The following is a 22,431-nucleotide window of genomic DNA, read 5'->3' as shown; positions in this document are numbered from 1 at the left end:
CACACCGAGGACGGGACACATGACACTGCGGACCTACGGCGGGTGGCGCCGCAAGCGCAGCATCGGCCTGCTGGGGCTGGGCTTCACCCCCACCATGATCCTGATGGGCTGCCTCATCGTGCTCATGCTGGTGGCCTTCTTCGACCAGCGCTACGCCGCCTACCTGGTGCCTCCGCTCGTGGTGGTCTTCGGCATCGCGCTCGTGCCGGTCCAGGGCACCTCGCTGCTCGGGTTCGTCCTCACCCGGCTGCGGTGGTGGTGGGCCACCGTGCGCGGACGCACCCGCTACCGCGCCGGCGTCCTGGTCGAGCACCCGCGCGCCTTCCAGCTGCCGGGGGTGCTGGCGCCCATCACGCTGCTCTCCGCCGAGGACGGCCGCGGCGGCCGATTCGGCATCGCCTGGAACAGGCGGCTGGGGCACATGACCGCCACCCTGAAGGTCTCCTCCAACTCGGTGTGGCTGGCCGAGAGCGGCGACGTCGACACCTGGGTGGCCAACTGGCACAACTGGCTGGCCGGGTTCGGCTACATGCCCTGGGTCCCCTGGATCTCGGTCACCGTGGAGTCCAGCCCCGACCCCGGCGACACCCTGCGCGACCACGTCGCCGCGTCGGTCGACCCGCAGTCTCCGCAGGCGGCGCGCCGCATCCTGGGCGAGCTCGTCTCACTGGCCCCCGCCGTCAGCGCCCAGGTGGAGACCCGCATATCGATCACCTTCGACCCGCGCAGGTTCCCGACGCCGCCCAAGGGGCGGCTGGAGGCGGCCGCCGAGCTGAACAACCTCCTCAACCAGATCGAGAACGGGCTCGGCGGCTGCGGCGTCAGCGTCATCGGCCGCGCCCGGCCCGAGGAGATCGTCGCGACGGTTCGCAGCGCCTACGACCCCGCCGCACGCGGCGCCGTCGCGCAGGCGCTGGAGTCCGGCGGCGCGATCGCGACCGGCGACTGGTCCGAGGCGGGCCCCATCGCCGCCGAAACGCTGCACGACCGCTACATCCACGACAGCGGCACCAGCGTGGCCTGGATCTGGCAGCAGGCGCCGCGCACCCACGTCACCAGCACCGTCCTGTCCCAGCTGCTCACACCCACGCGCTGGACCAAGCGCACCACGCTGCTGTTCCGCCACTGGCCCGCCTCCTCGGCGGCGCGGGCGCTGGAGGGGCAGAACACCGCTGCGCAGTACAAGAGCGAGATGTCGGCCCGGCTGCGCCACCGCGTCAGCGCCCGCGACAGCCAGGACCTCGCCTACGCCCGCCAGGCCGCCCAGGAGGAGACGCTCGGCGCGGGACTCGTGCAGATGAGCCTCTACGCCTCCGTCACCGTCGAGGACCCCGACGAGCTCGACCGCGCCGTCTCCCACACCGAGTCCTCGGCCGAGACCTCCCGCATCCGCCTGCGGCGCGCGTGGGGCAGCCAGGACGTCGCCTTCGCCACCACCCTGCCGCTCGGGGTCTGCCCGCCCTACCTCGCGCAGCGCAACTGAACGAGCCGAGAGCCAGGAGACAGCCGATGGCAACCAGCACCGACACCGCTGCGACCGAGCAGCCGATCGCCCCGCCCGGACCCGGCGGCCGGGCCGAACGCCGCCGGCGGCGCGCGCGGCTGAAGAGCGAGCACCGGGCGCAGCGTGCCGCGGCGCGCGGTGCCTCCCACCCCGACCGCGGGCGCCGGCGCGGCCGCTCGGCCGGTGAGGAGGGAGCCGACGACGCCGGCCTGGGCCCGCTGCCTCCGACGATGGGCTGGGCGCACCGCGACGGCGGCGGCTCGGTCAACATCCCGCACGTGCCCGAGTACCAGGCCACCACCGCCCAGGCCTGCGGCCTGTTCCCGTTCGTGACCAGCAGCAAGCCGCCGTCGGTGGGCACGCCCATCGGACGCGACCTGCTCTCCGGCGAGGTCGTGTGCCTGGACCCGCTGGCGTGGCTGCGCGCGGGCCTGGTCACCAACCCCGGCTGCTTCGTGCTCGGCCAGCCCGGAACCGGCAAGTCCACCCTGGTCAAACGCCTGGTGACCGGCGCCGTGGCGTTCGGCACCCGCGCCATCGTGCTGGGTGACACCAAGCCCGACTACACCAACCTCATCCGCTACCTCGGCGGCCAGGTCGTCGAGATCGGCCGCGGCATGGACCGCATCAACCCGCTGGACTCCGGCCCCCTGGGGTCGTCGCTGGAGCTGCTGGGCCCCGACGAGCGCGCCCAGCTGCGCTGGGAGGTGCGCTCGCGCCGGATCTCGCTGCTGATGGCGCTGTGCACGCTGGTGCGCGAGGACCGCATCAGCAACGCCGAGGAGGTCGTGCTCGGCGCGGCGGTGGACCTGCTCGACGAGCGGCTGGGCGCGGGCGTGCAGCCCACCGTGCCCGACGTGCTGCGGGTCATCGAGGAAGGGCCCGACGGACTGCGCGCGCTGGCCCGCGCCGGCGGCTCCGGCGACCGCTACGACGAGCGCGTCGACGACCTGGTCTTCACCCTGCGTCTGCTGTGCACGGGCTCGCTCGCGGGCGTGTTCGACGGACCCACGACCAACCCCGTCGACCTCAACGCGCCGGGCATCAGCGTGGACATCTCGCGGGTCGGGGCGGCCGGCGACAAGCTGCTTACCGCGGCGATGCTGTGCACCTGGAGCTACGGGTTCGGCATGGTCGACGCGCTGGGGATGCTCGCCGAGCAGGGCGTGATGGCCCCGCGCTCCTACATCGGGGTGATGGACGAGCTGTGGCGGGCGCTGCGCGGAGCACCCGGCCTGGTCGAGTACGCCGACTCGCTCACCCGGCTCAACCGCAGCAAGGGCATGGCCTCGGTGATGGTCACCCACTCCCTCAGCGACCTGGAGGCGCTGGCCAACGAGGAGGACCGGGCCAAGGCGCGCGGGTTCGTGGACCGCTCGGCCATCACCATCCTGGCCGGTCTGCCGCCGCGGGAGCTGTCGCGGGTCAACCAGATCACCCCGCTGACCGAACCGGAGCAGGGCCTGGTGTCCTCCTGGTCCTCCCCGGACTCCTGGCAGCCCGGCACCCTGCACCCGGGGCGGGGCCGCTATCTGATCAAGACCGGTGCCGAGCGGCTGGGCATTCCGGTGCAGATGACCCTCACAGGCGACGAGTTCCACCTCTACGACACCGATCAGGCGGTGAACAGGGTATGAGAGGCATGGCATGGCAGTCGGACAAGTTCCAGCCGCGCGGCGGCGCCATGGCGGCGGGGACACCCCCGCTGCTGGTGGTGCTCGCGCTGTGGGGCGTGGTCGGGCTCGTGGGGCTGGTGTGGGTGGCGGCGTGGCTGGCCGCGCTGGTCACCCCCGGGGAGGTCGCGCCGTTTAGCGCCCGGTGGGTGCTGTGGCTGGTCACCGGTGATACCGCCAGGGCCTGGCCGGGCACGCCCACGCCCGTGGTCGCGGCGTTCTGCGCCGCCATGGCCGCGGGTCTGGGCTGGGCCGGCCGGAGGGGCCTGGTGGCGCTGCGCACGCGGCTGGGCAGCGAGGGCGACCCGGTCGCGGTGCTGAACGTCGGCAACGAGGACGTGGGCGAGCTGTCGCGCCCCGCGGCCGCGCAGAAGGCGCTGCGGCTGCGCAAGACCACGCTCAGCGGCCCGCACAAGGCGCTCGGGGAGCGCGACGTCGGGCTCACGCTGGGCGAGGTGAAGATGCCCAACGGGCGGTCCGGACCCAGGCTGTTCGCGTCCTGGGAGGACACGGTCCTGGCCTACATGGCGCCGCGGGCCGGCAAGACCACGGCGCTGGCCATCCCCTACGTCCTCAACGCCCCCGGGCCCGCCCTGGCGACCAGCAACAAGGGCGACGTGTGGTCGGCGACGGCGGCGCTGCGGGAGCAGCGCACCGGCGAGCGCGTGTGGCTGTTCGACCCCCAGCACATCACCCACCAGAAGCAGGAGTTCTGGTGGAACCCGCTGCGCCATGTGCGCACGGTCGAGGACGCCTACCGCCTGGCCAGCCACTTCGTGCTGACCATCGACGACGACGATTCCAAGAAGGACATGTGGGGCCCGGCCGCCAAGGCGCTGCTGTCCCAGCTCATGCTGGCCGCTGCGCTGTCCGGGGAGTCGCTGGCCCGGGTGGGGGAGTGGCTGCACGACGCCAAGCAGCCGCGTCCCATCGAGATCCTGTTCGACCACGGGTTCACCGCCTACGCCGAGGCGCTGCGCGAGACGCAGAACATCGTCAGCGAGACCCGCGACGGCATCTTCACCACCGCGCGGACCGCCGCCCGCTGCCTGGACGACCCCGAGATCATGGAGTGGGTGACCCCGCCGGCGGACACCGGCATGGACGAGTTCGACCCGCGGGAGTTCGTGCGCTCCCGGCAGACGCTGCACCTGCTGAGCAAGTCGCGCGCGGCCTCCGCCCCGCTCATCGCCGCGATGACCGACGCCGTTTTCATCACCGCCGAGGAGGCCTCGGAGGGCATGGGCGGCCGCCTGGACCCGCCGCTGGTCGCGGTCCTCGACGAGGCCGCCAACATCTGCAAGATCGCCGACCTGCCCGACCTCTACTCCCACCTGGGGTCCCGGGGGATCGTGCCCGTCACCATCCTGCAGAGCTACCGCCAGGGCGTGCGTGTCTGGACGGAGAACGGGATGGAGGCCATGTGGTCGGCCGCCACCGTCAAGCTCTTCGGCGCCGGCCTGGACGACCAGAAGATCGTGGAGGCGCTGTCCAAGCTCATCGGGCAGCACGACGTGTCCACGACCTCCTTCAGCTACGGCGACGGCAAGGGCAACCACTCGGTGCAGCTGCGCCGCCAGGAGGTCATGGAGGGCGCCGACATCCGCCGCATCGGCAAGGGCGAGGCGCTGATGTTCGCCACCGCGGCCCAGGCGACGCTGCTGAAGATGTGCCCCTGGTACACGGGCCCCGACGCCGGGGCGATCAGTGCTGAGATCGCCCGGGCCGAGTCCTCGGTGACCGAGGGCGCCCAGCGCAGGTACGCCGCCGTCGACAGCAAGGACGCATAGGCCGTGGCTGGCGGGTCCGCCCGCAGCGGGCGGCGCATTCGCCGCGCCGCACGCGGCGGCCGCCGAGAGGAGTGGAGCAGAGCATGAGTGAGGAACAGCGGTCCGCGGACCGGGCCCCGGATCGCGGACCCGACCGGGCCCCCGACCGAGGAGACTCCGGTCAGCGGCAGCCGCGATTCGACAGTACCGACGTGCGCGGGAGTGTGGGCGGCTCGGTCGCCGACCAGCTCCACCAGACGCCCTCGGCCATCGGCGAGGCCGTCATGGAGTCCCTCATGGCGTTCCTGCGCGCCAATTCCCGCACCAGCCGCAAGGCGGTGCGGCTGACCGGGCAGGGTGTGATGGTGGCCGGCGCCGTGCTGGCGCGGGCACGCCGCAACCGGGCGGCCAAGAACGCGGAAGAGGGCAACCGGGTCGTGCACCCGACCAACCGCACCCCCGCCAACAACCGCGACGTCCGGATCGCGCGCACCGCCCGCGACCACGCCGGCGACCGCGAGCTGACGGGACGCGTCAAGGCGGCCATCGCGGCCAACCCCGACACCCCCGACGACGTCCGGCGCGGGATCGCCGGACCCGGCGGCGACGGAGCCGTCGACCGGGTGCTCGCCTCGATCGAGCACACCGACGTGGCGGCCGCGCTGGCGCTGCCCAAGCGCCAAGACGAGCTGATCGACCGGGTGAGCCGGGAGTGGACCGAAACCCTCGGGTTCGACGGCGACTTCGCCGACGCCTGGCGCCACGCGGCGGCCAACCCCGACATCGCCGCCAGGTCGGGCGTGGACGCCGGCGAGCCCGCGCAGGGCTCCTGGGCGCGCTTCGCCGCCTGGGACCCGGCGACCCCGCCCGGCGACGAGGAGCGGGCCATGCTCAACGGCGCGTGGCTGAGCGCCATCGCGTCACTGGAGCGCGAGTCCGCGGACGTGCGCCGGGCGATCGAGGGGCTCCTCGCCCGGTGGGAGCCGCTGGTCTACGAAAGCTACCGGCGCAACGTCATCGGCCAGGCGCTGGCCGTCGACCACCACGACCTGCAGTCGGGGGAGCTGGACCGCATCAGCGCGGTCGAGGCCGCCATGGTGCACGCCGACGACCCCGCCCGCGGCCATGAGGACGGCCGCCCGCTCACCCTGCCCGAGGCCTGGGAGCGGGTGCTGGAGAACCCGCAGGCGCTGCGGGACCGCGACGACCGCCAGATCCGCGACCTGGTGGAGTCGTGGAGCTTCAACGCCTTGCGCGGCCAAGAGCGGGCGATGCGCTACGCCGACGAGGCGGAGGAGGCCCTGAACAGCTTCGGCGAGCACCTGGCCGCGGCCAACCCCGAACTGGACGAGGAGTACCGGCGGCGGCTGGAGCAGGGCGAGCACCCGGTCCCGGCCTACACCGCGATCTCCCGGGCCTCCACCGGTCACCCGTTCGACCCCGGCTCCCGCCTTGTCGTCGCCGACGGCGACACGGGCGGGGGAGAGGAGCCGCCCGTCCGGTCCCAGCAGGACGAGCGCGCCCGGGAGGGCGCCGTCGTCCTCGCCGCCGACACGACGGCGGCCGCCCACCCGGCGTCCGGCCTGGTGGAGGCGGTCGAGGCCGGCGAGCTGCCGGGCCACCGGGATTTCACGACCGCGGACTTCGCGCAGGAGGGGGCCCTCGACCCGCCGGCGGGCCTGGCGACGCTGGGCGGCAAGTACCGCGCCAACCGGCGCGCGAACGAGCAGACGAAGGAGCGCACCGGCTCGCGGTCGATGTGACGGCGCGGCAGAGCAGCGCAGCGGTAGGCGGTGCGGCAGGAGATCAGCGAAGCGGCGGAGCGGCCAAGCGCCGGCCGGCACGGCAGAAAGACAGCGAAAGGACGGCAACGATGACCACCACCCCCGAGACCACCGCGGACACGCCGACCGCCGGAAACGGCGGAGAACGCGAATACGACGCCTATCCCGAATCCGGCACCACGCAGCACACCCCGGTGTTCCGCAACGTCGAGGAGTTCGTCACCTACCGGTTCCTGCCCATGTACACCCGGGCCGAAGGCGGGCAGTTCCGGTGGTGCAAGGAATGGTGGCGCCACCCCGAGGCGGTTTCGCGCTTCCACGCCCTGTGGCACGCCTGGGAGGTGCTGCGCTGGGAACCGGGGACGGGAATGGCGGTGTGGTACCGCGACCACCTGGACTACCAGATGTCGTTCCTGCTGGCCGATTCCGGCCCTTTCCGCGAATGCACCTCCCGCCGCCACCAGGACCCCCGCCCCCTCCCGGCCGACCCGGCCCCGGAGGGCTGGTTCGAAAACGAGTGGTGATCCCGGGCCCCGGCCGCGCCCGGGGCGGCGTCCCCTGGGCTGCGGCCGCGGCCGGCCGCAGCCGACCGGCCGGCTTCCGAGGCAGCGGACGCGCAAGGCCGCCTGCGCCGCCGACCGCGACGGCCGACCGCCCCGCGGCGGTGTGCCGCGGGGCGGATCGGGGCCGGCTCATCTGCCCCGGCGGTGGGGCTGCTGACCGGGCGGCCACCGGGCGCCGCTCTTCGGTGCGGCCGCCCCTGCGCCCCTCGCCTGCGGGCCGGGCGAGTCGGCGAGCCCGCGTGGGAAGTCCACGCCGTCGAAACCCCGGCCGGGGGCGGCGCCGTGCGCTCCCGGCGGGAGCAGCCGCCGCCCGTCCCCGTCGAGCAGGACCCCCTTCGGTCCCTGCACGGTGTGCGCGTGCGGGTCGTGAGCGAGGTTGCGGACCGCCCTGGCCATCCCGACGGCGGCATAGGGCCAGGTGTAGTTGTTCCGCAGTTCGGCTCCCAACCGTGCCGCGGCGGCCGAATCCTCCTCGTAGTTGCGGATCGTGTGGATGAGGTCCTCCACCCAGACCGCGACCCGCGCTCCCCGGTCGAGTCCGAGATCGGGTACGACGAACGAGCGGCCTATGTGTTCGGCTCCCGGGACCCGGGTGTCGAGGAAGAGTTCCGCGACACCGGATTCGCGGGCGGACTTGGTCACCAGGCCGGCTTTTGCGGCATCCAGGGCGACCAGGCCGAAGCCCTCGATCAGCGACGGCAGGACGGCGGCGTGCGATACCGCGTAGTCCTCGGCCAGTTCGGCGAGGTCGGAGGTGTAGGGAAGGATGACGGCGACCCCCGCCTCCCCCAATCGGTCGGCGGCGCGCCGGCGCTCCGCATCGACGTAGGGCTCCGGGACGCCGCGTACGCGCAGTCGGACGTCGAAGCCGCGGTCCCGCAGTTCGCTGACCACATCCAGCAGATGGTCGTAGCCCTTGATGTCGTCGTTGACCCTTCCGGTGAACAGGATGTTGAACGTGTCGCCGAGGGGCGGTCGGACCGCGGGTCCGGAGACGTCCGAGCCCGGCAGCAGCTCGTGGAAGGCCGGCTGGCGCGGGTTCTCCGCCGCCATGGCGCGGCCGACGTCGGTGAGCAGCTTGCCGACGCCCACGGCGAGGTCGGCCTCGGCCAGCACCGCCCGCTCCAGCCCGACCAGCGTCTCCTGCACCTCCTTCGGACGCCCCTGGATCTCGGCGTAGCGCTGGACGGGCATGTGCACGACGTGGCAGAGCTTCGCCTCCGGGTACCAGTGCTTCCGGACGGCGAGTGCGGCCGGCCCGGAGAACCGCGAGTGCCCGATGACGATGTCCGGTCGCCACTCCGCCCGCGAGGGCATCCCCGGAACATCCTCCGGAGCGCTGTTGGGAGGCATCTCCTGGAGCTGCTGCGACGCCCATCTGATGTCGGGGTCGCGGGGGACGCTCACTATGCGCGCGTCGCCGTGCGGCTCGGTGTCCCCGGCGGTGAGCAGTGTGACGTTGGCGTCGGGCAGTCCGGCGAGGGCCTCGGTGAGCGCACCGGCGGCGACCGGGACTCCGCCCGCGTTGCTGGCACGGCCGCTGACGTCGGACACCACCAGGACCTCCAGCGGCGTTCCCGCTCCCAAGCCGCCGTCAGTCGGCAGTGAAGGCACGCTGGAACCGTCCTCTCAGGAACAGGTGGAGCGGATAGGCGGCGAAGTGCATGGTGCCGACGCGGGTTCCGGGTGCCAGCCGGGCGGCCAACTCCTCCAGCAGTTCGGCGGCGACGAGGGCGGTCTCGGGGGAGAGCGCGGCGCGACCGCCGCTCTCCCCGAGCACATCGGGCGGCGGATCCTGCGGATCGAGAAGCCGCGGCGGGGGGTAGTCCGCCTGGAGGACACGCAGCTCATCGGCGCGCTCAGCGAAGGGCAGCGGTCGTTGCTCGCCGGGACCCCAGTGGTAGGCGCGGACGAGATGCCGGGCCGGATCGACTCCCGCGAACGCCTCCCGCCACGCCGGGGCGTCCTCACCCCTGTCGATCCGGGCCAGGTCGGCGGCGGCGTCGCAGACCGCGACCCGGATCGAGAAGTCGCCCCGCTCGGCGTCGGCGCGGCTGGGTACCGTGCGCAGCGCCGCCCGGGCCGCCTCGCGCAGTCCGGAGTGGTCCGCCTCGGTCACCTCGTCCCCGGGCGCGGGCTCGGGCTCACCGTCCGGCGGTCGCGGGGAGCCGGCGGCGTTCGCGCCGATCCCCACGGCGGTGAGCGGGGCCCGGAGGGCCTCGGCCGTCTCCAGCACCGCTTGGGCGAGCCCTGCGGCGTCCTGCGCAACGGTATAGCCGGGGCGGCCGGGCGCCACGCGCCGGCCGAGTTCGGCCAGCAGCTCCAGTACCGCGCTCTGCCAGGCGGCGTCGAGGACCACGCCCCGGCCGGACGGGGCCCCGTCATAGGTGCGGCCCGGTCCGGGGTCCGTGTCGAGTCGCGCCTCCCACGCGCGGACCGCCGCGGCGAAGCCGATCGGGCCGTCCGCGGGGGTGCGCCGGGAGGCGAGTCGGCAGGCGGGATCGACGGGGTCGGGCGGCTTCCCGGCCCCGGTCGGAACGGCGGCCAGGCGCGTCTCCAGCTCGCGCCAGGAACGGGCGCGTTCCGGCGGCCAGAAGTCTCCGCGCCAGACCGGGTCGACCTGCGCCAGCAGCATGCGGGCCGACGCCGAGTAGAGCCTGCGGTGGCTCTCGGTGAGGTCGGTCTCGGTGGTCATACTCCCTCTGTTTCTTCGTGCGGCATTCGAAAGCACGGCATCCGGCGGTGCGCATTTTTCCTTCCCGCGTCCCAAGCGCAGGATCGAGCGGAGTGAAAACGCGGTGCGCCTCCCGGTCAATTCGACGCCTGCGACCGCGTCCGGGTTCCACGGAATCGGCGAGTGCGGCCCATGTCGCCGAACGTGAAAAGGTGGGTCGGATTCTCGTGTGAAAGTGTTCTCAGGGTTCCCGCCGGCGGTCCGCCCGCCGACCGGAAGTCAGCGAATGCGAGTATGCGGTATCACGAGCCCACCGCTTCCGGCCGCCCAGCCGCCACCATTATTCTGGAGAAATGAATTGGGAAACGTCCTACTATGAGTTGACCGCCGTAGCTGCGCGTCAGCTCGGTTTCGTCACGGCCGCCCAGGCGGCTCGGGTGGGCGTGCCCGCAGCCGCCCTCGACCGCTTCGGTGAATCCGGGCTGGTCCTCGAAATCGACACAGCGGTCTTCCAACTGTCGGCCGGCCAGCCCGACCCGATCGCCGCTCACCCCTATGCCGCCTGGCTGGCTCTCTCCCCGGACCGCTTCGCCTGGGAGCGCCCCGCGGCACCGCACGAGGACGCCGTGCTCTCCCACCACTCGGCGGCGCGGCTGCTGCGCCTGGGGGCCCCATCGCAAGCGGGCCTGGTCTTCACCGCACCCGAGGAGCGGGCGGCGCCGGCGGGCACCACGGTGCGCGCCGCGCCCCTCGCCCCCGACGAAGTCACCCGCGAATCGGGGGTTCCGGTCACCACCGCCCACCGCACCGTCCTCGACCTGATCCGCGGTGGGACCGCCCACGACGAGGTCGGCGGCGTGCTGCTCGCCGCGCTCCGAGGCGACCTGGTGGACATCGGGGCCCTGCACACCGATCTCGCCCCACTGGCGGAGCGGTTCGGCTTCGCCGCCGACGGAGCAGCCTTCGTCGACCACTTCCTGGGCGAGGCCGCCGACTCCGTGCCCCTTTCCTCGCTCTCGCAGCGAAACGCGCGCGGACTGGCACGGCTCCGTTTCCCCTCCCGGGTGGCCGAAGTGGAGGACCTGCTGCGAGCGGCGGCCGCCGAGCGCGCGGCGGACTCCGACGCCGCGGTGCTCGCCCGCGATCCCGACCTCGTCCGCGGCATCGCCGCGGAGATCACCGCTCGGAGTGACCGCCGATGACCGACACCTTTTCCTCATTCTGGCGCGACCTGAACGAGCGGGTGCGCGAGCACGCGCGGACCCGCGGCACCTCGCCGCAGGACGAACTGCGGCAGTGGGTGCTCCAGCGCGTCATGGTCCGCCTCTTCGACACCCAGCCCGATGCCTGGACCGTCAAAGGCGGCCAGATCCAGCTGGCGCACTGGCCCGACGCCCGCGCGACCGGCGACGTGGACCTCTCCGCCACCGACGAGGTCCCCGCCGCGGTCATGGCCGAGCGCTACAACACCGCGCTGGAGCAGGACTACGGCGACCACCTGCGCTTCGTGCCCGGCGAGATCGACAACAGCATCATGGACACCGGCAGGGCAGCGCGGTTGCTGCACACCGCCTACCTCGGCGACAGGCCACTGATGGAGGTGCAGACCGACGCGGCGCTACCCGATCGCCGTCCGCGGTGGAAGCCGCTGAAGAACGTCCCCTTCCCCGAGCACATCCACGCGTCGGGCGACGCGCGGGAGAACCCGACCCTGCGCATGCTGGACCCGCGGGACGTGCTGCTGCACAAGATCACCGGGATGCACATGATGTCCCGGGACGGCGCTCCGCCGTTTCGCGTGCAGGACATGGTCGACACCCTGTTCCTCGCCGATCGGCTGCACCTGGACGGGCCGGACATGCACGCCATCCTGCAAGAGGAGGTCGCCTACCAGCGCGCCGAGTACGGTCGGTTGCGGATGCCGGAGCATCCGGGGTTGGCTTACAAGTCGTTGGAGACGGCTGTTCCGGCTGCGCAGCGGTTTTTGGATCCGCTGCTGGGGGCGGAGGCGCCGCAGGCCGATTGGGATCCGCGGCGCGGGCGGTGGGTGGCGCGTGCGGGGGAGCGGTCTGGCGCGGGTGCGGCGCAGCGGGTGGGGGCGGATATGACGGCGTTGGACCATCCGCATGGGGCGGTTCCGGGGAGGGGGTCGGGGTCGCGGGCCGATGCGGTTGTGCGGCCCTCGCCCCGCTCGGCCGCCAATCGCACCGACGGCCCGACCGAGGGCCTCGGCTCCGCTCAGCGGCGGGGCCGACGCGGCGGGTCGCCCGGCTGACGCGGCGGATCCTGGGGCCGGCGGGGCGGGCGGTGCCGCTCCGCCGCTTCGGGAAGCCCTTCGGGACGGGGGGAGGCGGGACGGGGGAGCCCTGGTGAGGGCGTGTCCAGGGCGACCACGTCGGCGCCCGAGCGCCATTGCGCCCTCGGGGCCGCGCGTGTGGCGTCCTCCGCCGGGCCGACCCACCGGCCGCGCCGGTGGTCCCAGTCGGCATCGGGCGGATCCGCCCGCAGCAGCGGATCGAGCAAGGCCCGCGCCACCGGAAGCGCTTCGTCCAGCGTCCGCTGGGGGCAGCCCGGAACGCGTGAGACCGCCTTGGCGTAGCGCTGCTCCCACGATGCGTCGGGGACCTCGAACCGCGGCGGGACGTGCAGGATGTTCCCGCGCTCTCTGATGCGGGCGAACTCCGTGTGCGTGGCCCGGTGCAGCTCGCGGCCGGAGAAGTCCTCGTTGGCGGCCATGAGGAGGATGTCCGCCAAGTCCTTGGCCCGGGTCGGGGGCAGACCGTCCCAGTGGATGAACAGTCCGCCGATCTTGTTGGCCATCTGGTCCAGCAGGGGACGCACCCGAACCCCGGGGTCCCGTACCGCGGTACCGACGCTGACCAGCGGCGGAGGCAGCGGTCGCGTATCGGGAGCGCCGGAAAGCGGAGGGGAGAGGACGATGTCGACGCTGATGCCGTCGACCGGTTTGCCTCCGCAGGTGACGGCGAAGTCCACCTGCGCCCCCGGCGGAGTCGTGAACGTCTCGGTCGAGGCGACCTCGAACCGCACGAAGTCGCCGAGGTCGGTGCTCGCTGCTCGGAGGAAGTCGGCGACCACCCGGTCCCTGCCGCCCTCCGCGGTGGAGGATACGTCGAGGTCCGTCGTAGTCCGGGATCCGGGATAGCGGAGGACCAGGGAGCGGCCGCCGTCGGTCATCCAGCCGTCGGCCCCGGCGGTGAAGACGCGCGCGATCAGCCGGTTGTAGACGTGGTCGGTGATCTCCTCCGACGGCGATGTGCCGTTGGCCTCGGCCGCGTCCCGTGCGCTGTCCTGCAGCGCCCGCCAGAACTCCTCCGCCGGATCGAACGCGTCACTCATCGGCCGCGGCCCGCCCGACCACCTGCGCCGCGATCTCGCGGCCGAACGCCTCGTCCTCGGCGAGGAGGGCGCCGCCGGGATCGCCCGCTTCCCGCAGCCCCTCCGTCAGCGCCGTCCGCACCGCCGCGACCCGTTGCGGCCACTTGAGCTCGACGTAGCCGACCAGATTGCGGAGCGGGAGCGAGGCGATCCCGACGCGGGTGAGGAAGTAGTCCACGAACCGCCCGCCCTCTGCCGGGAAGCCGTACTCGTCGGCCAGCGGCACCAGGTCGAGGTGCAGGCGGAGGAGGTCGACGAGGTCCTTGCGGACCGCGTCGGAGAAGGCGCGGCGCAGGTCGTCCGCGTCGTTCCAGTCCCGGACCAGGTCGACCAGCGTGCGGTGGGGGGTGGTCACCGGCAACCGCCCGACCACCTGGATCTCGTCGGCGCCGAGCACGGCCCTGCGCACGCGCACTCCCGGCGGGGCGCTCCGCGGGTCCGGCGCGGTGAACACCAGCTCCCGCGAAGCGGGGCCGGTGATACCGAGCGCCTCGCAGGCGGTCTCGTGGGAGACGACGGCGTCCTCGCCCGGAGCCGAGGGCCGCTCCCAGGCGAAGGCGTCCTCGTCCAGAGCCAGCCACGCCGCGTACTTGTACATGTACCAGGGCGCGGACTCGGTGCCGACGACCTGGTAGACGGACCAGCCCGGGCGGATCAGCAGGCCGGCGTCGACCAGGGCGTCGCGTTCCGCGGAGCTTATCCCGATGCGCCGAGCCTGGCCGGCGGTGACCAGGCCGCTCTGCCGCGCGGCGGCCTCCGAGAGCGCCTTGAACGCGGACATCGATACTTGCGGGTTCATCAGGGATGACTTCCTCGTCGCGAAGGGGTGTCACGCCGATTCAGCGGCCGCTGCCCACTGATTTCTCGGCATGGATAATATTCACACAATCCGGAAATACGAATAGGTGAGGCGGGTCGTTCCATTCTCATGTTCTCGCGTAAGCGGCAGATAGCCTTCACTCCGTTCGCGGTCGGGTGCCCCCGCATTCACCGGGCGGCACAGCGGAGGTTCGCGTCCCAGCGGGGGCGGCGCGCCCGCCGGCCTATGCTCCGGCAATCATCCGGGTGCTTCCGCGATTCCGCGTTCCGGCGATTAGGGTGTGGCGGTGACCTGGGCAGAATCCTTTTACCACGTTTCGGTGGCGGCGGGCGCTCAGCAAGGGCTCCTCACCGCGGCGCAGGCGGAGCGGGCGGGGGCAGGCCCGGCCGATCTCGGCCGCCTCGCCGACGCCGGCCTGATATGGGAGCACGACTGGTCCGTGTACCAGCTCGCGGTCTCCCCGCTCTCGTTCCAGCGAGCCTCGATGCGGGCCGCCTGGCTCGCGTTGCGACCGGGCGACTTCGCCTGGGAGCGGCCCTCCGCGGCGCACGACGACGCCGTCCTCTCGCACCACTCCGCGGCCCGCTTCCTCGGCCTGGGGGCGATGGCCGGTGCGACCCTCTCGTTCACCGCACCGGGCGACGCGGATCTGGAGACACCGCGCGCCGTGGCGGTGCATCGGGCCGCACTCGGCCCCGAGGACGTCGTCATCAGCGACGGCATCCCGGTCACCGCGCCGCACCGCACCATCGTCGACCTCGTGCGCAGCCGAACGGCCGCTGAGGAGGTGGGCCGGGTCGTGGCCGACGCGGCGCGCCGGGACCTTGTCGACCTGGGCACCCTCTACGCCGATCTGGCCCCCGACGCCGCGCTCTACGACCTGCCTCCGGACGGTCCCTCGTTCGCGGAGCACCTCCTCGGCGGACTGCCCGCCTCGGCGCTGCCGCCGCGCAACCGTCGCGGATACGCGTCGCTTCGCCGGCCCGACCGGGTCGAGGAGGTCAGACGCGGGCTGACCCGCGCCCGCAACGGCGCCGTTGAGGCGGTGCTGGTCCGCGACCCGGGCTTCGCGCGGCAGGTCGCCGCGCAGATCGTCGGAAGGGCGGAAGCGGATGGCTGACGGCGGCGGCTCCTTCGCCCCCTTCTGGCGGGAGCTCAACGACCGGGTCCGGGAGCACGCCCGCCAGCGGGGCACCACGCACGAGGCGGAAATGCAGCAATGGGTGCTCCAGCGGGTCATGGTCCGCCTCTTCGACGCCCAACCGGACACGTGGATGATCAAGGGCGGGCAGACCGCTCTGGCGCGCTGGCCCGACGCGCGCTCGACCGCCGATGTCGACCTCGTCCGCACATCGGCCGGCTCGGTCGCGCAGAACGTGGCCGACTACAACAGCGCGATGGAACGCGATTACGGCGACCACCTCCGCTTCGTCCCTCACGACACCGAGGCCTACGAGCCCTACGGATGGGCGCGCATCGGCCACACCGTGTTCTGCGGCGACATCGAGCTGATGAACATCGACACCGACACACTCCTTCCAGAAGGGCGCCCGCTGCGCAGGCCGCCGGAGATCGCGGACTTCCCCCGGCACATCCACGCCTCGGGTCACCCGCGGGAGAACCCCAAGCTGCGGATGATCTCCCTCGCCGACACGCTCGGCCACAAGGTGTCGGGCATCTTCAGCCGGTTCTGGCAGGGCGGCCCTTCCGTCCGGCCTCAGGACCTGGTGGACCTGCTCTTCATCGCCGACCGCGTGCCCTGGGAGGGCCCCGAGACCCACGCCCTCCGGGGTTGGCTTACAAGTCGTTGGAGACGGCTGTTCCGGCTGCGCAGCGGTTTTTGGATCCGCTGCTGGGGGCGGAGGCGCCGCAGGCCGATTGGGATCCGCGGCGCGGGCGGTGGGTGGCGCGTGCGGGGGAGCGGTCTGGCGCGGGTGCGGCGCAGCGGGTGGGGGCGGATATGACGGCGTTGGACCATCCGCATGGGGCGGTTCCGGGGAGGGGGTCGGGGTCGCGGGCCGATGCGGTTGTGCGGCCCTCGCCCCGCTCGGCCGCCAATCGCACCGACGGCCCGACCGAGGGCCGCAACCCCGGCCGAAGCAGATGATCGGTGCCGCCCTCCCCTTGATCGGCGCGCCGTGCCGCACGGCCCGGTGCCCGCAGCGGCCCCGCGGGCGCGGCCCTACCCCCGCCTCCTGCGCAGCAGGCGCCAGGTCGCGGTGGCTGCGGCGGCGCCGGTGGTGATCGCCGCCGCGGTGAGGCGGCCGCTGCGCCGCGAGGCCCATTGCTGGACGCTCACCGCCCGGCCGCGTTCGTCGAAGGAGCCATGCGCCCCGAAGTCGTGCTCCCCGGACTTGTCGGCGGGCTCCCACAGGTTGTCCATCCGGCCCCTGGGGTAGGGCTTGTCGACCTGCTGCGAGGCGTATCCCGAGCGGGCGAGCATGCGGTCGAGCACGCCCGGAGCGAGTCGGTTGCCCAGGATCGTCTGCACCGCGCCCCCGCCGACCCAGTACTCGCGCGGCCGCGGACGGTCGGCGGCGCGGACGATGGCGCGCGCGGCGACCTCCGGCTGGTAGATCGGCGGCACCGGCTGGGCGTGCCGGGGCAGCCGCGAGCGCACCCACTCGAACTGCGGGGTGTTGACCGCGGGCAGCTGCACCATCGTGGTCGCCACCCCGGCCCCGTCGTGCAGCAGTTCGGTGCGCAGCGACTCGTGGAACCCCAGGATCGCGTGCTTGGCGGCGCAGTAGGCCGACTGCAGCGGGATGCCGCGGTAGGCCAGCGCCGACCCGACCTGGACGATCGCGCCGCGGTCGCGGGGCAGCATCCGCGCCAGCGCGGCCTTGGTGCCGTACACATAGCCCAGGTAGGTCACCTCGGTCACGCGGCGGAACTCCTCGGGCCCGATCTCGCTGACGGGAGCGAACACGCCGGTGAAGGCGTCGTTGACCCACACGTCGATCGGGCCGAGCTCGTTCTCGACGCGCTCGGCCGCGGCGTCCACGGCCTGGAAGTCGGCCACGTCGACGGGGATCTCCAACGGGGTGCCGCCCGCTTGGCGGACGTCCTCGGCGGCGCCGGCGAGTCCCTCCTCGCCGCGGGCCAGCAGCGCCACCCGGTCGCCGCGCGCAGCGAACTCCCGGGCGGTCGCGCGGCCGACGCCGCCGCTCGCCCCGGTGATCACCACGACCCTGGATCGCTCAGCCATCGCCGTCTACCCCTCGCTCGTCGTCGCGGTCCTCTCGGGCCGCCGCCGACCGCGGCGGGCGTGCGCCGGCCCCGCCCAGGCGCGCCCGCCGTGCGCCGCGGCGCCTGCTGCCTGCGGCCGCTACCCGGCGCGCGGCCGGCTATGCCGGAAGGCGCGCCGGGCGGTCACACGCCCTGCAGCGACTCCGACAGCGTGCCGCTGCGGGGCAGGGACGCGAGCAGGTCGTCGATCAGCGGCGCGCGCTCGCGCGCGGTCGCCGCCGCCCACCCCGTCCGGGCCCGGGCGGCCGGGGAGCGGCACCAGTCCCACAGTGCGTCCAGCCGGTCGCGGAACGCGGCGGTATCGCCGTCCGCGTCGCGCACCGCCACCGCAGGCCATCCCAGGGCCCGCGCCTGCGCACTCACCTTGGCGCCTCCGGCGACGGGATCGACGGCGATGGCGGGCACGCCGTTGCGCAGCGCCAGGACCAGGCCGTGCAGCCGGGTCGTGACGACCAGGTCCACGCGGCGGACCAGGGCGTCGAACTGGGGGTAGGTGGCGCAGTGCCCCCATTCGGCGACGTCCAGCCGGGTGTCCAGCGGCACCCGGGCGCAGTCCTTGGCCGTCAGCCAGCGTTCGAGCTCGCCGTGCAGGAGGTCGTGGTCCCGCCGGCCGCCGTACTCGGGCTGGTCGGGCGCCCGGGCCACGCCGACCACTGGCACCGCCGGGCCCAGGGGTGCCGCGGCCGCCAGGTCGGGCCGCGGGGCGGGAACAGGACCGTCGCGCGCGATCACGGTGTGGAAGCCGCGCACCGCGTCGTCGGCCGGGTCGACGACCGAGACCCCCACCGCGGTCCGGTGGCAGTGCGCGAAGCGCGTGTGCAGCTCGCGCACCTGCCACCCGTGGGCCGGTCCGCAGACGAAGATCAGTCGGTCGTAGTCCTCGGGGTCCAGGTCGTCCAGGACCGGGCCGTCGATGCGGGTGTTGGGGCTGCGGCCGATGTCGTGGGGCACGCCCGCCTCGTCCAGGGCGGCGCTGACGGTGGCCGCCGCGCCCACGTCGCCGGCGGTCGCCTCGCCGTGCAGGAAACCGAACCAGCCTGTAACCAGTGCTCGCATGGCCGCCCTGCTACCCACGCGGCGGCAAGGTAGATGTGCCGGTTGCGACCGCTCCGGGGCGCGGGCCGCGGCCGGGCGTCCGAATGCGGTGCCTGCGGGGGCGTCTCTTCTAGGCTGGCCGGATCCACGGCAGGCGGGGACCCAGGGGGAGGGACACGGTGGCCGCACAGCGGAAGTCCGACGACAACAGCGTCCTGCTGCTGCGCGAACTGCGATTGGCGCTGCGCAACAACTCCGGGGCCTACGGGTACTCGGTGATGATCACGGGAGCGCTGGCGGTACTGACGGCGATCAACGGCAGCCCGGGCGCCGGCCAGGTGTTCCTCTTCATGCTGGGCGCCGCCTTGAGCTTCGCGGCCGTCGAGGCCCTCGCGACGCGGATGTACCGCAGGTCGCTGCGGGAGGACGAGGCCACGAAGGTCATCGCCCTCGGCAGTTCGCTGAACTTCGGCTCGATCCTCTCCGCGGTGGGCGCCGCGGCGCTCGTCGCGCTGGTGATCCCCCCGACCGCGGGCTGGGTGGTGGGCGGCTTCGCCGCCTCGCTGGTGTACCTGCTGGTCGCGGCGGTCGAGATGAGCCTCGCCCGGCGCATCGAGGAGCACCGCGATCTGGAGTGAGCCCGGGACATACCGGCCCGGCCGAAACCCCACGGTTGGCGAGGGGGTTTGGCCCACGCTCTGCGCCCACGGTTGGCGAGGGGGTTTGGCCCACATTCTGCGCCCACGGTTGGCGAGGGGGTTTGGCCCACATTCTGCGCCCACGGTTGGCGAGGGGGTCTGCTGCGGCAATGGGGCTGTGATGCGCGTAGCGCTGTGCGCCAGCTTGCCGCCGAGCGCACGCCGCGCCCTTCAGTCGGAGCCCACAGCCGGTGACCGGCCCCAGCGAAACCTGCACCGCCGCTCGGCGGCAAGCTGCCAGACACGCTTCGCGAACCGCGCCCATTGCCGCAGCCTCGGTGGTACCCGCCCCGGGGGGTACCCGGTGGGTTCCTGGGAAGCGGCGCCCCGGCCGTTCATAATCAGGACGCAGCCGGCCGCGGTCGGGGGGATAAACGGGGCCGAACGCGGTTAGCGGCGACTGGCGCACGGGAGCGGCCGGCCCCCCGGCCGCGTGTGTCGAGACGGACCGCCGAACCGACGGGAGGTGCGCCCGGTGGACTCCTTCTGGCCCGCGCTCGCGTTGTTCGCGATCGCCGCGGCCGGTGTGCTCGGCGTCTACGGGGCCGCCGCCGCGGTACGGATCGGGGGCGGACCGCTGTCGCGCGAGCCCTACATGGCCGGCGTGCCCGTCACCGAGCACCCGGTCTCCCGCTTCCACGTGCGCTGGTACGCGGTGACGCTGCTCTTCCTCGCCTTCGACATGGAGATGGTCTTCATGTACCCGTGGGTGCTCGTCGTCGCGGAGAAGGGGGTGCACGCCGTCGCCGAGATGTTCGGCTTCCTGGCCGTGCTGCTGGTCGCCGTCGTCTACGCATGGCGGGAGGGGGCCTTCCGGTGGACCTGACGGGCGTCGCGCGGTGGCTGGCGCGGGTGTCGCCGCCCAGGCCGCTGGTGGTGGCGGCGGTGGGCGGTACCGGCTCGCGCCTGGCCGTGGAGCGGGTGCTGCGCGAACGCGGCCTGCGCCGCGCGCTGAGCCCTGGCGAGGCCGACACCCTGGTGGTGTGCGGGCCCGAGGGATCGGGCGTCGACGAGGCGGCGGAGCGCGTCTGGGACCAGTTCGGCGAGCCGCGTGCACGCGTCCGGGTCCGCTCGGCCGAGGAGGCCGCCGCCCGCATCGACGAAGCGCGCTCCGTGCTGCTGGACCTGCCCGCCCAGCGCCGGTCGGCGCAGACCCGACCCGCGGCCGCCGGCGGCGAGGACCACGCGCAGGAAGAGCAGGACGGGCAGGAAGAGCAGGACGGGCAGGATGAACAGGACGCTCAGGACGGTCCGGACGAGCACGAGCGGCGCGGCGGGCAGGGCCCGCGCGGCTCACAGGGGGAGTCCGACCGGGGCGGTGCCGGCGGCAGCGGCGAGGACGGCGGCGAACGCTCGCACGGCGACGGCGGCTTGGGCCATGACGGCCACCAGGGCGCCGGCCACCACGACCACGAGGGCGGCCGGGAAGGCGGCGGCAACGACGGCCACCAGGGCGCCGGCCACGACGACCACGAGGACGGCCACCAAGGCGGCGGTCACGACGACCACGAGGGCGGCGGCCAGGACGAGGGCGGCCACGGCGGCCACGACCACGGCGGCATGGAGCTTCCCGGCGGGATGACGATGACCGACCGCGGGGACGACCGCGACGGCCTGCGGCTGGACCGGCTCCACATCGCCATCGGCCCCGTGCAGGCGGACTGGCCCTGCGGACTGACCGCGGCGCTGACCGTGCAGGGCGACGTGGTCCAGGAGGCCGACGTCTCCACGCTGCCGCTCGCGCCCGAAGACGTCGCCGTGTACTGGGACGACGACGCCCACGAGGTCCCCGGCCCCGCCGCCCTGCGGTTCCGCGCGGCCGCGGCCGCCGACTCGCTCCAGCGGTTCCTCGACGTCGCCGGCTGGCCGGCCGCCGCAGGGACCGGGCGCCTGCTGCGCGACACACTGCTCGTGCCCGCCGCCCCGGCGGCCGGGCGGCCGCGGTTCACCCGCTGGCTGCGGCGGGTGCGCGGGTCGCGGCTGCTCTGGTGGTCGCTGCGCGGCCTCGGACCGGCGCCGGCCGGCCTCCCGCACGACCCGTCCGCCGGCCCGCCCGAGCGCCTGCGCGGCGACGTGGCGGCGCGCGTCTCCCGGTGGCTCGACGAGATCGCCGCCGTGCTGCTGCCCGAGACCGCCGACGGCACCCCCGCGCCCGCCGGGCCCCTGCCGCGCCTGGGCCGGGAGCGCGCCGAATGCGCGCGGGCCGCATTGGCGGTGCTGCCCGGCATGCTCGTCGGGCAGGACCTGGCCGCCGTACGGCTCATCGTCGCCTCGTTCGACCCCGACGTGGAGGCCCTCGCCGCCTACCTGCCCGAGGCCGCTCATGACTGACTCCGCCGACTACGTGCACTGGTGGGGCCTGCTCGCCGCCCCGATGCTCCTGGCCGCGCTGGCCTACGCCGCGGCGGCCGGATCCGCGGTTCTGGCGGCCCGCGCTTCCGGCGCCCCGGCGGCCGCGGCGCTGACCGCACCGGCGCGCGAGGCCGCCGGGCTGCTGCTGCGCCGCCCGCGCACGGTCCCCGGGGCCGACACCCTGCTGCGGCGCCTGGGCGTCGCCACGGTGCCCGTGGCGGCGGTGATGGCCGCACTGGTCGTGCCCCTGGGCGGGCGGTCGGTCACCGACCTGTCCATCGGCGTCGTGTGGTTCAACGCCATGGAGGTCCTGCTGTGGGCCGGGGTGTGGACGGCCGGCTGGGGCGCGAACTCGGTCTGGGGGCTGGTCGGGGGATACCGGTTCCTCATCCAGGGCCTCTCCTACGAGCTGCCGCACATGTTCGCCCTGACCACCGCGGCGCTGGGCGCCGGATCACTGCGGGTCGGCGAGATCGCCGCCGCCCAGCAGGGGCTGTGGTTCGCCCTCGTGATGCCCGTCGCCTTCGCCGTCTACCTGGTCTCGACGCTGGCGATGTCCTTCTGGCCGCCCTTCGACCAGCCGCTGGGCGCCGACATCGCCGGCGGAGCCGCCGCCGAGCCGACCGGAGCCGACCGGCTGGTGCTGCTGGCCGGGCGCCACCTGATGCTGGCCGCCGCCGCGGCGATGGCCGTGCCGCTGTTCCTCGGCGGGGGCTCCGGCCCCCTGCTGCCCGGCTGGCTGTGGTCCGCGGTCAAGGCCGCCGCGGTCCTCGCGCTGCTGGTGTGGGCCGGAAGCCGGCTGCCGGCGGTGCGCATGGACCGCTTCGCCGAGGTGGGCTGGGTGGTGCTCCTCCCGCTGGTGCTGCTGCAGGCGCTGGCGGTGTCCGTGTTCGTCGTCGCCGGCTGGATGTGAT

19 protein-coding genes are annotated in these 22,431 nt (G+C 73.8%); 13 read left to right on the top strand and 6 right to left on the bottom strand.

Going from position 1 to position 22,431, the window contains the following annotated elements:
• The first annotated feature begins 19 nt into the window (after nucleotides 1-19).
• The 5 genes from FZ103_RS17395 to FZ103_RS17375 all read left to right on the top strand — a co-directional run bounded on the left by FZ103_RS17395 (nucleotide 20) and on the right by FZ103_RS17375 (nucleotide 7,254).
• Nucleotides 20-1,483 (top strand): SCO6880 family protein, encoded by a 1,464-nt coding sequence (locus FZ103_RS17395; RefSeq protein ID WP_156002549.1) that lies wholly within the window; start codon nucleotides 20-22, stop codon nucleotides 1,481-1,483.
• Between the two features lie 26 nt (nucleotides 1,484-1,509).
• A complete protein-coding gene (locus FZ103_RS17390; protein WP_255430090.1) occupies nucleotides 1,510-3,141 on the top strand; it encodes a hypothetical protein in 1,632 nt (543 codons plus the stop codon).
• Between the two features lie 5 nt (nucleotides 3,142-3,146).
• Nucleotides 3,147-4,967 (top strand): type IV secretory system conjugative DNA transfer family protein, encoded by a 1,821-nt coding sequence (locus FZ103_RS17385; protein WP_156002548.1) that lies wholly within the window; start codon nucleotides 3,147-3,149, stop codon nucleotides 4,965-4,967.
• A gap of 191 nt (nucleotides 4,968-5,158) precedes the next feature.
• Nucleotides 5,159-6,709 carry a hypothetical protein gene (locus FZ103_RS17380; RefSeq protein ID WP_156002547.1) on the top strand — a complete coding sequence of 517 codons (1,551 nt, stop codon included), beginning with the start codon at nucleotides 5,159-5,161 and terminating at the stop codon, nucleotides 6,707-6,709.
• 110 nt (nucleotides 6,710-6,819) lie between these two features.
• On the top strand, nucleotides 6,820-7,254 hold the full coding sequence (locus FZ103_RS17375; protein WP_156002546.1) for a DUF4913 domain-containing protein: 435 nt from the start codon (nucleotides 6,820-6,822) through the stop codon (nucleotides 7,252-7,254).
• 168 nt (nucleotides 7,255-7,422) lie between these two features.
• Here FZ103_RS17375 and FZ103_RS17370 read toward each other — a convergent pair whose 3' ends face one another.
• Nucleotides 7,423-8,907: a glycosyltransferase family 4 protein gene (locus FZ103_RS17370; protein ID WP_156002545.1), complete on the bottom strand. Its 1,485-nt coding sequence runs from the start codon at nucleotides 8,905-8,907 to the stop codon at nucleotides 7,423-7,425.
• Complete coding sequence (locus tag FZ103_RS17365) at nucleotides 8,888-9,988, bottom strand: hypothetical protein (protein WP_156002544.1); 1,101 nt, start codon at nucleotides 9,986-9,988, stop codon at nucleotides 8,888-8,890. Before FZ103_RS17365 ends, FZ103_RS17370 begins: the two co-directional genes overlap by 20 nt.
• Nucleotides 9,989-10,320: 332 nt before the next feature.
• Between FZ103_RS17365 and FZ103_RS17360 the strand changes: the two genes are divergently transcribed.
• Both FZ103_RS17360 and FZ103_RS17355 read left to right on the top strand, forming a co-directional pair.
• On the top strand, nucleotides 10,321-11,169 hold the full coding sequence (locus FZ103_RS17360; protein ID WP_156002543.1) for a type IV toxin-antitoxin system AbiEi family antitoxin domain-containing protein: 849 nt from the start codon (nucleotides 10,321-10,323) through the stop codon (nucleotides 11,167-11,169).
• The gene (locus FZ103_RS17355; protein ID WP_156002542.1) at nucleotides 11,166-12,242 is read left to right on the top strand and encodes a nucleotidyl transferase AbiEii/AbiGii toxin family protein; all 1,077 of its coding nucleotides are present in this window, start codon (nucleotides 11,166-11,168) and stop codon (nucleotides 12,240-12,242) included. The genes FZ103_RS17360 and FZ103_RS17355 overlap by 4 nt, the downstream gene beginning before the upstream one ends.
• On the opposite strand, the gene FZ103_RS17350 is transcribed toward FZ103_RS17355, so the two are convergent.
• Entirely contained in the window at nucleotides 12,206-13,324 is a 1,119-nt protein-coding gene (locus FZ103_RS17350; protein ID WP_156002541.1) for a nucleotidyl transferase AbiEii/AbiGii toxin family protein, read from the bottom strand. The genes FZ103_RS17355 and FZ103_RS17350 overlap by 37 nt on opposite strands.
• The gene (locus tag FZ103_RS17345; protein ID WP_156002540.1) at nucleotides 13,317-14,162 is read right to left on the bottom strand and encodes a type IV toxin-antitoxin system AbiEi family antitoxin domain-containing protein; all 846 of its coding nucleotides are present in this window, start codon (nucleotides 14,160-14,162) and stop codon (nucleotides 13,317-13,319) included. Before FZ103_RS17345 ends, FZ103_RS17350 begins: the two co-directional genes overlap by 8 nt.
• 307 nt (nucleotides 14,163-14,469) lie before the next feature.
• Between FZ103_RS17345 and FZ103_RS17340 the strand changes: the two genes are divergently transcribed.
• Together FZ103_RS17340 and FZ103_RS17335 are read left to right on the top strand one after the other, a co-directional pair.
• Nucleotides 14,470-15,303, top strand: coding sequence for a hypothetical protein (locus FZ103_RS17340; RefSeq protein ID WP_156002539.1), 834 nt, complete (start codon nucleotides 14,470-14,472; stop codon nucleotides 15,301-15,303).
• Nucleotides 15,296-16,147, top strand: a complete 852-nt coding sequence (locus FZ103_RS17335; protein WP_156002538.1) for a nucleotidyl transferase AbiEii/AbiGii toxin family protein — start codon at nucleotides 15,296-15,298, stop codon at nucleotides 16,145-16,147. The genes FZ103_RS17340 and FZ103_RS17335 overlap by 8 nt, the downstream gene beginning before the upstream one ends.
• A 218-nt stretch (nucleotides 16,148-16,365) precedes the next feature.
• Here FZ103_RS17335 and FZ103_RS17330 read toward each other — a convergent pair whose 3' ends face one another.
• Nucleotides 16,366-17,391, bottom strand: coding sequence for an SDR family oxidoreductase (locus FZ103_RS17330; protein WP_156002537.1), 1,026 nt, complete (start codon nucleotides 17,389-17,391; stop codon nucleotides 16,366-16,368).
• Nucleotides 17,392-17,555: 164 nt separating this feature from the next.
• On the bottom strand, nucleotides 17,556-18,488 hold the full coding sequence (locus FZ103_RS17325; protein ID WP_156002536.1) for a polysaccharide pyruvyl transferase family protein: 933 nt from the start codon (nucleotides 18,486-18,488) through the stop codon (nucleotides 17,556-17,558).
• A gap of 158 nt (nucleotides 18,489-18,646) precedes the next feature.
• On the opposite strand from FZ103_RS17325, the gene FZ103_RS17320 reads away from it, so the two are divergent.
• The 4 genes from FZ103_RS17320 (at nucleotide 18,647) to FZ103_RS17305 (ending at nucleotide 22,430) form a co-directional block, all read left to right on the top strand.
• A complete protein-coding gene (locus FZ103_RS17320) occupies nucleotides 18,647-19,105 on the top strand; it encodes a hypothetical protein (protein ID WP_222936778.1) in 459 nt (152 codons plus the stop codon).
• 535 nt (nucleotides 19,106-19,640) lie between these two features.
• The gene (locus FZ103_RS17315; RefSeq protein ID WP_186356446.1) at nucleotides 19,641-19,991 is read left to right on the top strand and encodes an NADH-quinone oxidoreductase subunit A; all 351 of its coding nucleotides are present in this window, start codon (nucleotides 19,641-19,643) and stop codon (nucleotides 19,989-19,991) included.
• Complete coding sequence (locus FZ103_RS17310) at nucleotides 19,982-21,496, top strand: hypothetical protein (protein WP_156002534.1); 1,515 nt, start codon at nucleotides 19,982-19,984, stop codon at nucleotides 21,494-21,496. The genes FZ103_RS17315 and FZ103_RS17310 overlap by 10 nt, the downstream gene beginning before the upstream one ends.
• Nucleotides 21,489-22,430 (top strand): NADH-quinone oxidoreductase subunit H, encoded by a 942-nt coding sequence (locus FZ103_RS17305; RefSeq protein WP_156002533.1) that lies wholly within the window; start codon nucleotides 21,489-21,491, stop codon nucleotides 22,428-22,430. Before FZ103_RS17310 ends, FZ103_RS17305 begins: the two co-directional genes overlap by 8 nt.
• Nucleotide 22,431 lies beyond the last annotated feature (1 nt).

This window comes from Streptomonospora sp. PA3, assembly GCF_009728995.1.
GTDB lineage: Bacteria > Actinomycetota > Actinomycetes > Streptosporangiales > Streptosporangiaceae > Streptomonospora.
This window is presented reverse-complemented; position numbering and strand designations above follow the sequence as displayed.

What these genes read in the sequence shown, in the direction of transcription:
- FZ103_RS17395 (WP_156002549.1), top strand. Translation starts at nt 20, where the DNA reads ATGACACTGCGGACCTACGGCGGGTGGCGCCGCAAGCGCAGCATCGGC.
- FZ103_RS17390 (WP_255430090.1), top strand. Translation starts at nt 1,510, where the DNA reads ATGGCAACCAGCACCGACACCGCTGCGACCGAGCAGCCGATCGCCCCG.
- FZ103_RS17385 (WP_156002548.1), top strand. Translation starts at nt 3,147, where the DNA reads ATGGCATGGCAGTCGGACAAGTTCCAGCCGCGCGGCGGCGCCATGGCG.
- FZ103_RS17375 (WP_156002546.1), top strand. Translation starts at nt 6,820, where the DNA reads ATGACCACCACCCCCGAGACCACCGCGGACACGCCGACCGCCGGAAAC.
- FZ103_RS17365 (WP_156002544.1), bottom strand. Translation starts at nt 9,988, where the DNA reads ATGACCACCGAGACCGACCTCACCGAGAGCCACCGCAGGCTCTACTCG.
- FZ103_RS17360 (WP_156002543.1), top strand. Translation starts at nt 10,321, where the DNA reads ATGAATTGGGAAACGTCCTACTATGAGTTGACCGCCGTAGCTGCGCGT.
- FZ103_RS17355 (WP_156002542.1), top strand. Translation starts at nt 11,166, where the DNA reads ATGACCGACACCTTTTCCTCATTCTGGCGCGACCTGAACGAGCGGGTG.
- FZ103_RS17350 (WP_156002541.1), bottom strand. Translation starts at nt 13,324, where the DNA reads ATGAGTGACGCGTTCGATCCGGCGGAGGAGTTCTGGCGGGCGCTGCAG.
- FZ103_RS17345 (WP_156002540.1), bottom strand. Translation starts at nt 14,162, where the DNA reads ATGAACCCGCAAGTATCGATGTCCGCGTTCAAGGCGCTCTCGGAGGCC.
- FZ103_RS17335 (WP_156002538.1), top strand. Translation starts at nt 15,296, where the DNA reads ATGGCTGACGGCGGCGGCTCCTTCGCCCCCTTCTGGCGGGAGCTCAAC.
- FZ103_RS17330 (WP_156002537.1), bottom strand. Translation starts at nt 17,391, where the DNA reads ATGGCTGAGCGATCCAGGGTCGTGGTGATCACCGGGGCGAGCGGCGGC.
- FZ103_RS17325 (WP_156002536.1), bottom strand. Translation starts at nt 18,488, where the DNA reads ATGCGAGCACTGGTTACAGGCTGGTTCGGTTTCCTGCACGGCGAGGCG.
- FZ103_RS17305 (WP_156002533.1), top strand. Translation starts at nt 21,489, where the DNA reads ATGACTGACTCCGCCGACTACGTGCACTGGTGGGGCCTGCTCGCCGCC.